The organism is Rhizobium rhizogenes NBRC 13257 (assembly GCF_000696095.1).
Classification (GTDB): domain Bacteria; phylum Pseudomonadota; class Alphaproteobacteria; order Rhizobiales; family Rhizobiaceae; genus Rhizobium; species Rhizobium rhizogenes.
The window spans coordinates 70,583-82,904 of record NZ_BAYX01000003.1; the positions used below are offsets into that span (position 1 = coordinate 70,583).

General features: G+C 61.2%; 12 protein-coding genes. 5 read left to right on the forward strand and 7 right to left on the reverse strand.

Annotated elements, in window-relative coordinates; genetic code table 11:
• Positions 1 to 75: 75 nt before the first annotated feature.
• The 7 genes from RRH01S_RS07240 to RRH01S_RS07270 form a co-directional block, all read right to left on the reverse strand.
• Complete coding sequence (locus RRH01S_RS07240) at positions 76 to 1,770, reverse strand: GMC family oxidoreductase (RefSeq protein ID WP_042470668.1); 1,695 nt, start codon at positions 1,768 to 1,770, stop codon at positions 76 to 78.
• The gene (locus RRH01S_RS07245; RefSeq protein WP_042470669.1) at positions 1,767 to 2,564 is read right to left on the reverse strand and encodes an ABC transporter permease; all 798 of its coding nucleotides are present in this window, start codon (positions 2,562 to 2,564) and stop codon (positions 1,767 to 1,769) included. Before RRH01S_RS07245 ends, RRH01S_RS07240 begins: the two co-directional genes overlap by 4 nt.
• Before the next feature lie 3 nt (positions 2,565 to 2,567).
• Positions 2,568 to 3,440, reverse strand: a complete 873-nt coding sequence (locus RRH01S_RS07250; RefSeq protein ID WP_042470672.1) for an ABC transporter permease — start codon at positions 3,438 to 3,440, stop codon at positions 2,568 to 2,570.
• Between the two features lie 25 nt (positions 3,441 to 3,465).
• Entirely contained in the window at positions 3,466 to 4,506 is a 1,041-nt protein-coding gene (locus RRH01S_RS07255; RefSeq protein ID WP_034522593.1) for an ABC transporter substrate-binding protein, read from the reverse strand.
• Between the two features lie 64 nt (positions 4,507 to 4,570).
• Positions 4,571 to 5,878: an NAD(P)/FAD-dependent oxidoreductase gene (locus RRH01S_RS07260; RefSeq protein ID WP_042470675.1), complete on the reverse strand. Its 1,308-nt coding sequence runs from the start codon at positions 5,876 to 5,878 to the stop codon at positions 4,571 to 4,573.
• 9 nt (positions 5,879 to 5,887) lie between these two features.
• Complete coding sequence (locus RRH01S_RS07265; RefSeq protein ID WP_007688808.1) at positions 5,888 to 6,619, reverse strand: HAD-IA family hydrolase; 732 nt, start codon at positions 6,617 to 6,619, stop codon at positions 5,888 to 5,890.
• A 41-nt stretch (positions 6,620 to 6,660) separates the two neighbouring features.
• Positions 6,661 to 7,752, reverse strand: coding sequence for an ABC transporter ATP-binding protein (locus RRH01S_RS07270; RefSeq protein WP_042470677.1), 1,092 nt, complete (start codon positions 7,750 to 7,752; stop codon positions 6,661 to 6,663).
• 234 nt (positions 7,753 to 7,986) lie between these two features.
• Here RRH01S_RS07270 and RRH01S_RS07275 point away from each other — a divergent pair, with 234 nt between their 5' ends.
• The 5 genes from RRH01S_RS07275 (at position 7,987) to RRH01S_RS07295 (ending at position 12,309) form a co-directional block, all read left to right on the forward strand.
• Positions 7,987 to 8,949, forward strand: coding sequence for a LysR family transcriptional regulator (locus tag RRH01S_RS07275; protein ID WP_007688812.1), 963 nt, complete (start codon positions 7,987 to 7,989; stop codon positions 8,947 to 8,949).
• Positions 8,950 to 9,377: 428 nt separating this feature from the next.
• The gene (locus RRH01S_RS07280) at positions 9,378 to 10,142 is read left to right on the forward strand and encodes an amino acid ABC transporter ATP-binding protein (RefSeq protein WP_042470680.1); all 765 of its coding nucleotides are present in this window, start codon (positions 9,378 to 9,380) and stop codon (positions 10,140 to 10,142) included.
• Positions 10,139 to 10,783, forward strand: coding sequence for an amino acid ABC transporter permease (locus RRH01S_RS07285; protein ID WP_042470682.1), 645 nt, complete (start codon positions 10,139 to 10,141; stop codon positions 10,781 to 10,783). The genes RRH01S_RS07280 and RRH01S_RS07285 overlap by 4 nt, the downstream gene beginning before the upstream one ends.
• The gene (locus RRH01S_RS07290; RefSeq protein ID WP_042470684.1) at positions 10,783 to 11,445 is read left to right on the forward strand and encodes an amino acid ABC transporter permease; all 663 of its coding nucleotides are present in this window, start codon (positions 10,783 to 10,785) and stop codon (positions 11,443 to 11,445) included. Before RRH01S_RS07285 ends, RRH01S_RS07290 begins: the two co-directional genes overlap by 1 nt.
• 24 nt (positions 11,446 to 11,469) lie before the next feature.
• On the forward strand, positions 11,470 to 12,309 hold the full coding sequence (locus RRH01S_RS07295; RefSeq protein ID WP_007688822.1) for an ABC transporter substrate-binding protein: 840 nt from the start codon (positions 11,470 to 11,472) through the stop codon (positions 12,307 to 12,309).
• The last annotated feature ends 13 nt before the right edge of the window (positions 12,310 to 12,322 follow it).

Below are 12,322 nucleotides of genomic sequence, written 5' to 3' on the forward strand. Positions count from 1 at the left end.
CTTGTTCCTCGATGTGGCGACCACGCTGCCGAGGACTGCTCACCAACCTGGGCTTAAGCGGCATTGACATCGTGCCTATTGACCGCCCCGGATGAAATCCGCAATCCGTTCGGCGATCATGATGGTGGGTATGTTGGTGTTGGCGCAGGGGATCGACGGCATCAGCGAGGCATCGCAGACCCGCAGTCCCTCGACGCCGTAAACCCGGCCTGTAGCGGAGGTAACGGCCATGGGATCATCCGGCGATCCCATGCGGCAGGTGCCGGAGGGATGCCAGGTGCCGCCGACGTGCCGGCGGACGAATTCGGTCAGCATCGCATCGTCGGTGAGCAGCTCTTCCATGGTGGTGCCGAGGGTGACGACGGAATGGATGAGAGCGGCGCGCAAGGGACCCGCGAGGTCGAGCATCGCCGACAATGCGCCGCGCTGGATCGCATTCCATGCGCCGGGAACGGCGACTTTGGCGACGCGCGGGGAATAGCTGGAGGGAAACACCGTGCCCCGATAACCGTTCATATGCGGATCGAGCAGCACCTGCGCGCCCATGCGCAACGCCAGTTTCAGTCGTTCAAGGTCGCGTTCGTCCGTCAGCATCCGGAAATCGACCTCGGGTTCGGCCAGCGGATCGGCGGACCCAAGCTTCAGGACGCCGCGCGAGTAGGACTTGTTGACCCAGAAGAACAGACTGCCCATCCGCAGGCCGACCGAATGCCAGCCGGAGCGTGACAGGATGGCGGCATGCATATCGCCCTGTGGTGTATCGGGAAGGCCAGAGGAAAAACGCCAGATCGATTGCTCGTGGTGTTCCGTGCGGTCGCTCACCCGCATTCGTGGCGGCAGATAGGCGGCGACCGCGATGGACGGATGTTCCATCAGGTTGCGGCCGATGCCCGCGCGCGATGAGATGACGGGAATGCCGAGCGCTACGAGATCCGTGCCGGGACCGATGCCGGAACGCAGCAGCAGCGCCGGGGAGTGGATCGCACCCGAAGCCACGATGATCTCGTGCGCCCTGATCGTCTGGGAGTGGGTGCCCGTAAGCGTGGCGCCAATCGCCCGCGTGCCCTCGAAGAGAATACGCGTCGCGGTGCTGTCGGTGATGATCGTGAGGTTCGGGCGCCGGCGAACATCGGGTGTGAGATAGGCAATCGAGGTCGGCAGGCGTTCGCCGGCATCGCTGACGGCGACGGCGCCCCGGAACGTGCCGTTCTCCCAAGGGCCATTCTGGTCGGGCCGGATCGGATGTCCCCGTGTCTCCAGCGTCTTCATCACGCGATCGACGAAGGGCGATATTTTTTCGTCCGTGATCCGCCGGATCGACAGTGGTCCGTTCGCTCCATGCAGGGGGCCGCCGAAATCCCGGTCGGCCTCTATTCTGCGGAAATAGGGCAGGCAGCTCTCCCATCCCCATCCGGTCGCACCCAATTCCTCCCATTCGGCGTAGTCGGACGGTGCGCCGCGATTGGCCATCAGCGCGTTGATGGCGGAGCCGCCGCCGAGAATCTTCGCCTGCTCGTAGCGGCGGGATGAACGGGGGACGCTGTTTGATCGGGAAGAGCCCATCAACGCGGTGAGCGAGGACCATATGTTGCTGGTGTCGAGATAGGCGCGGCCGGGATAACGGCTGCGCACGTCATCGGGGATGTCGCCGGCGGCAATGTTGCGTCCGGCTTCGACAAGAACCACCATCCGCTTCGGATCTTCCGACAGCCGCGCTGCCAGAACGCATCCGGCCGATCCGCCACCGAGGATCAGGTGATCGGCAATCATGCGGCCTTCCCCTGGCGACGATCCGTGTTGCGCGCATTGATCGCCACCAGCATCACCAAGATGAAGGAAATCGCCGTCAGCAGCGAGCTGATCGATGCGATCGTCGGATCGATTTCGTCGCGCAGCGCGGTGAACATGCGCTTTGTCAGCGTCTGGTACTGGCCGCCGGAAATGAACAGCGAAACGACGGTCTCGTCCATCGCGGAAATGAAGGCGAACAGCATGCCGGAAATCACGCTCGGCCGGATCTGCGGCAGGGTGATGACGAAGAAGGTGCGCAACCGGTTCATGCCGAGGCTGCGCGACACCATCTCCTGCGTATGGTCGAATTTTCGAAGGCCGACCAGAACCGAGGTGATGACATAAGGCAGGCCGAGCATGACATTGGCGAGGATCAGGCCCGTCATGGTGGCAAGCAGGCCGATCTGGGCGTAGACGAGAAAGACCCCGACGGCGGTGATGACGATCGGCACGATCAGCGGCAGGAGCAGCAGCATCTGCAGGCTGCGCACCAGCCGGGACGAGGTCATATCGAGCGCATAGGCGGCGGCCGTGCCGAAGATCGTCGCCAGGATGGCGCTCGAAACCGAGACGATAAGGCTGACGCGGGTCGCCTGCATCCATGCGGCACTGCTGAGATAGGCCTCATACCAGCGCAGAGACCATGATGGAGGCGGGAACGACAGGAACCGGGCGCCGGAAAACGACATGGGCACGATGATGAGGATCGGGATGATCAGCCAGGCGAGGATAAGGGCGACGACGGCATAAAGCAGGATTTTGGGCATACGCATGCGTCACCTCGTTCCCATGATGCGTTCAAACGGGATGATCAGGCTCGCCAGGCGGAAGATGAGGAAGACACAGGCCATCAGCACCACGCTGATCGACGATGCCGCACCCCATTCATTGTAGACCTCGATGTTACGGGAGACGAGCATGGAGACCATGTAGGTGCGGCCGCCGCCCAGAAGTTCCGGCGTGATGTAGAAACCGAGCGTCAGCACGAAGACCAGAACCATGCCGGCGATCATGCCGGGCAGGGACAGGGGCAGGAAGACCCGCGCAAACACATGCGCCGGCGATCCGCCGAGGCTGGCTCCCGCCATCGTCAGCTCGGGCGGGATCTTCTTCATGGTCGCATAGAGCGGCAGCACCATGAAGGGCAGCAGGATATGAATGGTTGCCAGAACCGTGCCGAACTCGTTGTTGACGAGCAGCAGCGGGCTGTCGATCAGCCCGGCACTCTTCAGCGCCGAATTGACGATGCCGGTTCTCTGCAACAGGATGAGCCAGGCATAGGCGCGCACGAGCACGCTGGTCCAGAAGGGCAGCAGCACCATTGCGAGAATGAGCACGCTCCATCGCTGCGGCAGGCCCGCCGCCACATAGGCGACGGGATAGCCGAGCAGAAGCGTCGCGAGCGTCACCACGAACGCGATGCGGAAGGTTTGGAGGAAGGTCATCCAGTAGACGGAATCGGTCAGGAACCGTTCGTAGTTGACGAGCGTGAAACCGCCGTTCTGCCAGATCGACTGCCAGGCAAGCCAGAGCAGCGGCACGATCAGCAACGACACGACCACGAGCAGGGCAGGGGCAAGAAGCATCAACATCAGCCTCTGCTCGCGCCGGTCATGACGCTCCGAAGGATTGCTTGTCGACACGGTCATGAATGACCCTCCATCGGCTGGGTGATTACTTCTGGATAAAGGATGCCCAGCGCTTCTGTGCTTCCTCGCCGGCCGGCGAACTCCACCACTTGTCCGACACCAGAACCTGCTTGGCGGCGTTCTCCGGCGAGCTTGGCATTTCAGCCGCGCGCTCCGGGGAAATCTTGCCGGTCTTGTAGGCCTCCGGATTGCCGGGGCCGTAATCGATATAAGTCGGGAAGTTCGCCTGGATCTCCGGCGTCATCGCCGCGTTGACGAATTTCACGGCGGTGTCGAGATTGGGCGCACCTTTCAGAATGCAAAGCGATGTGTATTGCAGGAAGCCCTGGTTGAATGTGTAGCTGATTGGGGCTCCTTCCTTGGCAACGGCGGTCACGCGACCGTTCCAGGCCATTTCCATATCGACCTCGCCGTCGGCAAGCAGCTGTGCCGACTGAGCGCCCGACGTCCACCAGACGGTAACGTAAGGCTTGATTTCCTCGAGCTTCTTGAAGGCGCGATCGACGTCCAGCGGATAGAGCTTGTCGGCGGGAACGCCGTCGGCAAGAAGGGCTGCTTCCAGCGTGGCAAGCGGATGGTTGCGCAGTGCGCGCGTGCCCGGAAACTTCTTGACGTCCCAGAAATCCGCCCAGCTCTTCGGCGGGTTTGTTCCGAACTTGTCCTTGTTGTAGGCGAGCACGCTCGAATAGAACTCATAGGCCACGGAATAGGGGCTCTTGTATTCCGCGGGCATTTTTTCGGCATTGGGGATCTTGGAGAAATCGAGGGTCTCGATCATGCCCTGCTGGCCGCCACGGACGCAATCCTGCGTCGGCGTATCGACGACATCCCAGATCGGCTTGCCCGTTGACGTCTGGGTCTTGATGACCGGCCAGGCGTCTGGCGCGCTATCCTGGTTGACGGTGATTCCAAGCAATTTGGCGACCGGGTCGAGGATCGCCTTGGTCTGGGCGTCCTGATAGGCGCCGCCCTGGGATACGAAGGTGATCTGTTCAGCCGAAGCAAGGCCGGCCGAGAGGGCGATGGCTGACGCGGAAAGCACGAGAGTGGAAAATTTCAGTATCATGTCCGTTCTCCTCTTTTGGCAGGATTTCAAACCCCGCTTTTTTTGATGCGTGAAATGCTGGGTCTTATCGCCCGATTGCATCCAGGAACTGGTACCAGCCGGCGACGAGCCGGACGGCGGGTTCCCGGATGGGATAGAAGGGAACGGGTTTCAACCGTTCGGAAGTCAGAAGTCCGAGGTCGGGGCTCTCGCCTGCGATGATCGCGGCGACGTGTTTGCCCATGCTGGAGGCAAGCGCCACGCCGGTGCCGTTGTAACCGACCGCATAGACGACGCGTTCGTCCAGCCGTCCCACATGCGGAATGCTATCCATGGTCATGGCGACGAGACCGGACCACCGATGGGTAACGGCGGCGTCGGAAAGTTCCGGGAACTGTCGCACCATCGCTTTGTGCAGCGCGGCGAAGGCGCTTTCAGAATCCGTCTTGCCGAAGGCGCCGCGGCCGCCATAGAGCAGCCGATCACCCGCCTTGCGAAACCAGCGCATCATCCGCCGGGTCTCGGTGTAGCTGCGGCCATTGGCCAAGAGAGCGCCCCCGGCTTTGCCGGACAGCGGTTCCGTGGCGATCATGGCCGAGCGGAAGGGGATGATCGCTTTGCGGACTGCCGCCGTCGCGCGTGTCAGGTCGGAATAGGAGTTGGTGGCGATCACGGCCTGTCCGGCGGTGATGGTGCCGTGAGGCGTTTCCAGACACACGCCGGAGCTCTCGCGCCTGAGGCCGGTGACCGGGGCATTCTCGAAGATGTGGATACCGGCGGCCTTCAGCCCGGCGGCAATGCCGAACACGAAATTGAGGGGGTGAATGACACCGCCATGGGTGTTGAGCATGCCGCCGGTGAAATCCCGCGAGCCGGTTTCCCTTTCCATATCCCCCGGTGAAAGGATGGAGCAGGCGTTGTCGCCGAGCGCCTGCTGCAGCCAATTCACTTCCGTCTTGAGAGCCTCAAGCGAGACCGCATTGTGGGCGCAGCGCAGCGAGCCCGCCGTCCGGTAGCTGGCGGACGCGATGCCGTAATCCTCGACCAGCTCGCCGACATGCTCGATGGCTTCGATACCGAGATCGTGCATGCGTCGGGCGGTCTCGATACCGAACCGGCCGGCGATCTCGGAAAAGGCGAGCCGGAACTTTCCGGAGACGACGCCGCCATTGCGCCCGCTTGCGCCCCAGCCGATACGGTTTGCTTCCAGCACCACGGATGACAGGCCTCGGCGGGCGAGGTAACGGGCCGTGCTCAGGCCCGTATAACCGCCGCCGATAATGGCTACGTCATAGCGATGATCGCCCGACAGCGTGCCGAAGACCGGACGGTCTACGGCTGTCTCCTGCCAGAGGGAGTTGATATCGGGAAAGGGAGGGTGGGCGGCGGCCATCGTCTTTCCTCAGGCCGCGCTTGCGGTCTGAATACCCGCGGCAAGCTCCGCGTCAACGGCGTCGGCAAGCTGTTTCAGCGAGGAGAAATGGAAATCCGGCTTCGTCAGTACCTTGGGTTCCGGCGTGCCGCCAAACCCCTTCTGACCCTGACGCCGCTCGATCCAGCATGTCGTGTAACCGAGCTCCTTGGCCACGCCGATATCGTGGTGCTGGCTCTGGGCAACGTGCAAGATTTCCGACTGCTTGAAGCCGGAAGCGGATTGGCGGCCCTTGTTGAAGGCGAAGAACTGCGGATTGGGCTTGGCGCATCCCGTTTCGTCGCAGGTGACGCTGTCGTGGAACGGATTGCCGAGCGTGTCCGAATAGGCCGAGAAGGCCGTGCGGTCTGCATTCGTCATCGCCACCAGCCGGAAATTCTTGCGCAGGCGTGCCAGAGCCTCGACCGAGTCCGAGAAGGCCGGCCAGCGCAGGACCGCCAGCTGAAAGGCTTCCGCGGTCGCATCATCTTTCACGAAGCCGCATTCCGTCGCCAGGGAGAGATAGACGTCCTTCATGGCAAAGGAGGAGCGGCCGTAAAACTTATCCCGGCCGCGCTTGTAAGGCTCGAAGATCTCGTCATCGGAGGCTGCGGCTGCCTTCTCCCCGCCGAGAGCCCGAACGGCATTCAGGACACCCGTTTCGAAATCGATCAAAGTGCCGACGACATCGAAGGTCATGACCTTGAATTCGGTGAGTTTCATAGTCTTCTTTCCTTGTTGACTGTAAGAATGAACGTGAGATTTCAGGATGCTTCCGGCACGATGATCGTGTCTTCGGGATGCAGTGCCACGGTAATCGGGTCGCCCGGTTTCTTGAGTTGCGCGCGGCCCGCATGATTGCTTGGGAGCCTTAGGCTGAGGTCGCCACCGGATGACAGCGTCAGGAAAACCCGGATGCTTTCGCCCTGATAAAGTGTGTCGGTCACCGTTCCCGTCAGCCGGTTCGATGCCGATGGTTCGCTGCCATCGGCGACGACGAGCTTTTCGGAATGGACAGCCAGATGCAGGTGGCCATTCTGTGGAACGCGATGCGACGTGCGCAGGACTGTGTCGCCCAACCTTACGGTGTCGCCGCCTTCACGCTTGACCGACAGCAGCGTTGCCTCGCCGATGAAGCGGGCGACGAAGGAATCCGCCGGATGGTCATGAAGCTGCTCCGGCGTGTCCACCTGCACGAACCGGCCCTTGTTCATGATGGCAACGCGATCGCTCATCGTCAGGGCCTCACGCTGGTCGTGGGTGACGTAGATGATGGTTGCGCCAAGCCGCTTGTGCAGGCGCTTGAGTTCGATCTGCATGGTCTCCCGCAGCTGCTTGTCGAGCGCGGAAAGCGGCTCGTCCATCAGGATCAGTCCCGGCTCGAAAATCATGGCGCGAGCGAGTGCGACACGCTGGCGCTGGCCGCCGGAAAGCTCATGAACGCGCCGCTCTCCGTATCCGGTCAGTTCGACCATATCGAGCGCTTCCCGCAGCTTCTTTGGCCAGTCCGATTTCGGCAGACGGCGTGCCCTGAGCGGAAATGTGATGTTCTCGGCGACACTCATATGCGGAAAGAGCGCATAGTTCTGGAAGACGATGCCGATATTGCGCTTGTGCGGAGGCTCGAATGTAATATCCCGTTCGCCGAGCCAGATGGATCCGGACGTGGGCTGCACAAAGCCTCCCAGAATACCCAGAAAGGTCGTCTTTCCCGACCCGGAAGGCCCGAGGATCGAGACGAATTCTCCCGCAGCCACTTCCAGGCTGACATTGTCCAGCGCCCGGAATTCTCCATAGCTCTTGTTTGCAGCGCGAATGGAAACGCCCAAACGCTCAGCGCTCTTTAGATCAATCATATGATTCCACTGCAAAATTTACACGCGCGGATGCCGAACCGACACGCGCTGCATTCATTGTTGAGTAGAAACCTGGACATGTGGCCCATGCCGGAACGCTGTGCGTCCGGCAGGTCTGCATATCCTGTTCCCCGATTTTCCTTGAAGGTCTTCCGCCTTCCTTGATCGGCAACAGACCAAAGAACCGAGATGTCCGCAATTGAAAAAAAGTTCAGAAAGGTGTTACATTATGTAATGAACAAGCTGCGCCGATCCCTGCCGTCCATGAATGGCCTCTTTACTTTCGAGGCCGCGGCGCGCTGCGGCAACTTCTCCAAGGCAGCCGACGAGCTCAACGTCACGCCGGCGGCCGTCAGCCGGATGATCGCGCGTCTGGAGGAACATCTCGATACGGCGCTGTTCAGTCGTCAGCCGGGAGGTGTCGGCCTGACCGAATCCGGCCGCATACTCTTCGATGCGATTGCGCGCGGCTTTTCGGCAATCGAGAACGCGCTGCGCGAAATCGAGGATCGCCGCATCGGCATTCAAACGGTCTCCCTGTCGGTTTCGACCGGTTTCACCACCCATTGGATGATGCCGCGCATGGCGGAATTCAAGAAGCAGTTTCCAACCGTCGATTTGCGTTTCCAACTCGTGATGGGCGCACTGGCCGGCCCGGTCAACGACGTGGATCTTGGGATGCGCTTCGTCAACGGCTCGGATGAGCGGCATGAGGCGGTTTTCGTCATGCCGGAAATTCTGGTCCCGATCTGCAGTCCCGCCTATCGGGAAAGCCATGGGCCGGATGGCAACGACATGAAGCGGAGCCCCGACACTACCATCAATCTCAGCGACGCTCAGCCGAACTGGTCGAGCCTGTTTTCTCCGGCGAACGAGGGCGACGCGGTCAACTCGATGATCTTTTCCGACTATGCCATCGTGGTGCAGGCAGCGCTTCTCGGGCAGGGCGTTGCGCTCGGATGGCTGAACGTTGTTGCGCATTGGCTACGAACCGAGGCGCTGGTGCCGGCGCGCGAGCATCTGATGACGACCGGCCGGCAATGCCATCTCGTCCGCCTGCGGGACAAGCCGGCCCGCGCCATCGTCACGCAGGTCCGCGACTGGATGATCGCCGAACTCAATAGTGACATCGTCGCGGTAGACGCGCTTTATCCGACACTCGGGCTGGATCCTGGGAGCTGGTCGAAAGCAGGATAGTGACTTGCGGTGCATTCTCTATGCAGCGCGTTTGAGACTTCGCTGAACGTCTCCTGACACAATGCGGGCAAGACAAATGGCATGACCACGGGATCGATGGTTCGGCCTTGCTCAAGGCGATAGCGTCTTCGGAAGCCAACACAAATTCCCTCGGGGTTCATAACCTCAAGTTATATGCGCGCGCAATTTTTTTGCAGTCCCACGGCTGGGCCATGATGATAACCTTCAGGCAATAAAAGTGGGAACTAAGCCGTTTTGGAAACGTAAAGCGGCCGAAAAAAGCAAGATCCATGCCGCCATCGAACAGGTCGCTTCCGGCCCTGCTTGCGCGTGCGTGTTGAGCGGGAGTCCATGGCATTGGTAATATCGTTTGCAAATGGCGAGGGCTTGGCGTGCTTTTCTAGCGAGGGCGCGAGGCTGCGTCGGACATGAAGGATGCCTCCGGAAAGGCTCTCATCGGCCTACACTTACTCAGTAAGCGCTACGGAACGCATACGGTCCTCGACAAGATCGATCTCGAAGTTGGTTCAGGCGAGGTTCTCGCCATCATTGGGCCCAGCGGTTCGGGAAAGAGCACGCTGCTTCGCTGCATCAATTATCTCGAGCCGCCATCGGGCGGTACGATTACCATAGGTCCAACGACGATCAATGCGGCGCAACCGGTGTCGCGTAACGAGCTGTCCAGCCTGCGTCGGCGTGTCGGCATGGTTTTTCAGTCGTTTAACCTTTTCCCCCACATGTCGGTGCTGCGCAATGTCAGCCTCGCGCAGGAACGGGTGCTCGGCCGCAGCCGGGCCGAAGCGGACGAGCGTTCGATGCAACTGCTAAGTCGGGTCGGGTTGACCGATAAGGCTGCGCAGTTTCCGGGGCGCTGTTCGGGCGGACAACAGCAGCGGATTGCCATCGCCCGCGCTCTGGCGCTCGATCCAGAGGTCATGTTGTTCGACGAGCCGACGTCGGCGCTCGATCCGGAGCTGGGGCTCGAGGTGTTGGCGGTCATGCGCGAACTGGCGACCAGCGGGATGACGATGATCGTCGTGACCCACGAAATGGGTTTTGCCGAAAACGTATCCGACACGGTGATGATCATGGCGGATGGCCAGATCGTGGAAAAAGGTCCGTCGGCCGAGGTCATGCGCAATCCGCAGCACGAGCGGGCGCGCCGCTTCCTCCGTGCGGTGCATGATCGATGAGCGCTGCCGATCTTCTTATGTTTGTCCGCGGTCTCGCCTGGACCACCGCCTTGACCATCGGTTCCTTCGCGATCGGCGCCATCCTTGCCATACCGCTTCTGGCAGCACGCCGAAGCCGGTTTTTCCCGGTGCGCTTCCTTGCCTCGGTCGCGATCCAGATCGTGCGTGCCATTCCGCCGATCCTCTGGTTGTTCATCATCTTCTTTGGTCTTGGGATAAGCCTTTTCCCGATCAGCCCGTTCGTGGCGGCGCTTGCCGGCCTTGGCCTCATCGCGGCCGCGAACATGGCGGAAATCTATCGCGGCGCCCTGAGCTCGATCCACCATGGTCAATGGGAGGCCTGTGCGGCGCTGGATCTTGGCCGGTGGTCTACGATGAGGGATGTGGTGGCGCCGCAGGCCTTCAGAGTGGCTCTGCCGTCGGCGGCAAGTTATCTCATTGGCCTGATGAAAGAGACGGCGGTCGCCTCAACGATCGGGGTGACGGAGCTCGCCTACCAGGGCAATCAACTTTCGCAACTAACGTTCCGCGGTCTGGAAATCTTCGCCTTCGTCGGGCTTTTCTACATTTTTCTCAGCCTGCCGGTGGCCTGGCTGTCGCGCCTGGCCGACGCTCATCTCCGATCCAGGGTGGCGCGCTGATGTTTCCAAGCTATGACGAAATCGTCTCGTGGATGCCCGAGCTTCTCGGCGGTCTTTCCATCAGCCTTCAGGTCACCGTGCTCAGCCTGTTGCTTGGCATTCCCTTCGGGCTTTTGCTGGCGTTGGGCGTGCTGGCGCGCAGCAAGGCGCTGCGAGCCGTTTCGCTCATTTTTGTGGAAGTGGGACGCGGCGCGCCGGCACTGGTGCTGCTGCAATTCATCTATTTCGGGTTGCCGAGCGTCGGGCTGACGATCGAGTCCTTTGCGGCGGCGGTGATCGCGCTTGCCTGGAACACCGGCGCCTATACCAGCGAGATCATCCGGGCGAGCCTGCAATCGATCGCGCACGGCCAGCGCGAGGCCGCCGAGGCGCTCGGCCTCAATCGGACCGACGAGTTGCGCTTCGTCCTGCTTCCGCAGGGCCTGCGCGTGGCGTTGCCGGCGCTTCTCGGCTTCTCGATCCTCATTTTCCAGGGCACGTCGCTGTGTTTCACGATTGCCCTGCCGGAACTCGTGAGCCGTGCTTACGAGATCGGTTCCACCACCTTCCGCTATTTCCCGGCCCTGCTTTGCGCCGGTGCGCTCTATGCCTGCATTTCGATACCCGCCGCCCTCCTCGTCAGCCACGTCGAGAAGCGCGCAAGTCTCTATGCTCAACATTAACCTTCCACAGAAAGGAATTCCGACATGCCCGCATTCAAGTCCAAGGCTTACCTCCTTCTGTCCGGCATTGCCGGCATGCTCCTGTCGGCCCAGATTACGCATGCCGCGGACTGCACGCCGCAGCACAAGTTCACCACCATCGAGCCCGGCACGCTGACGGTTGCCGTCACGACCTATGCGCCGCACTCCTATCTGGACGACAGCGGCGGCATGAAGGGGATAGACGGCGATATCGCCGCCGAATTCGCCAAGCGCGAATGCCTGAAGGTCAAGGCGGTTGCCGTCGATCCCGCCGCGGCGATCCAGTATGTTCTTTCCGGCCAGGCTGATATCACCACCGGCGACTGGTATCGCACCGCCGAGCGGGCCAAGGTCATGAGCCTTTCCGCGCCGCTCTACACGGACCAGATGGCGATCTATTCGAAGCAGGACTTCAAGAAGGTATCCGATCTCGAAGGCAAAAAGGTCGGCACCGTCCAGGGTTATCTCTGGGTTTCCGATCTGAAGACGCTGCTCGGCGCGTCGCTAAAGCTCTATCCGAACTCCGTCAACATGCAGCAGGATCTGTTTGCCGGCCGTATCGATGTTGCCGTCGACGGCTATTCGACAGGGGTTGTCGCCGCACAGAAAGGTGCGCTGAAGGATGTCAAGGTTGCCGTCGCAACCGCGGATCCGCGCGTGAAGGCGACCAAGGAGGCCGCACAGGCTGGCTTCCCCTATTCGTTGAAGGCGAAGGAATTCGGTGAAGCGCTCGATAGCAATATCGAGGCGATGCACAAGGACGGAACGATCGTCAAGATCCTGAAGTCTTATGGCCTTGACGGCACGGCGGGCGAAACCGGCGCTCCGCGCCTGGTGCAGTAAGGCCATGGTGCGC

Coding starts and splice junctions, on each gene's coding strand:
- RRH01S_RS07240 (WP_042470668.1), bottom strand. CDS start 1,770: ATGATTGCCGATCACCTGATCCTCGGTGGCGGATCGGCCGGATGCGTT.
- RRH01S_RS07245 (WP_042470669.1), bottom strand. CDS start 2,564: ATGCGTATGCCCAAAATCCTGCTTTATGCCGTCGTCGCCCTTATCCTC.
- RRH01S_RS07250 (WP_042470672.1), bottom strand. CDS start 3,440: ATGACCGTGTCGACAAGCAATCCTTCGGAGCGTCATGACCGGCGCGAG.
- RRH01S_RS07255 (WP_034522593.1), bottom strand. CDS start 4,506: ATGATACTGAAATTTTCCACTCTCGTGCTTTCCGCGTCAGCCATCGCC.
- RRH01S_RS07260 (WP_042470675.1), bottom strand. CDS start 5,878: ATGGCCGCCGCCCACCCTCCCTTTCCCGATATCAACTCCCTCTGGCAG.
- RRH01S_RS07265 (WP_007688808.1), bottom strand. CDS start 6,619: ATGAAACTCACCGAATTCAAGGTCATGACCTTCGATGTCGTCGGCACT.
- RRH01S_RS07270 (WP_042470677.1), bottom strand. CDS start 7,752: ATGATTGATCTAAAGAGCGCTGAGCGTTTGGGCGTTTCCATTCGCGCT.
- RRH01S_RS07275 (WP_007688812.1), top strand. CDS start 7,987: ATGAACAAGCTGCGCCGATCCCTGCCGTCCATGAATGGCCTCTTTACT.
- RRH01S_RS07280 (WP_042470680.1), top strand. CDS start 9,378: ATGAAGGATGCCTCCGGAAAGGCTCTCATCGGCCTACACTTACTCAGT.
- RRH01S_RS07285 (WP_042470682.1), top strand. CDS start 10,139: ATGAGCGCTGCCGATCTTCTTATGTTTGTCCGCGGTCTCGCCTGGACC.
- RRH01S_RS07290 (WP_042470684.1), top strand. CDS start 10,783: ATGTTTCCAAGCTATGACGAAATCGTCTCGTGGATGCCCGAGCTTCTC.
- RRH01S_RS07295 (WP_007688822.1), top strand. CDS start 11,470: ATGCCCGCATTCAAGTCCAAGGCTTACCTCCTTCTGTCCGGCATTGCC.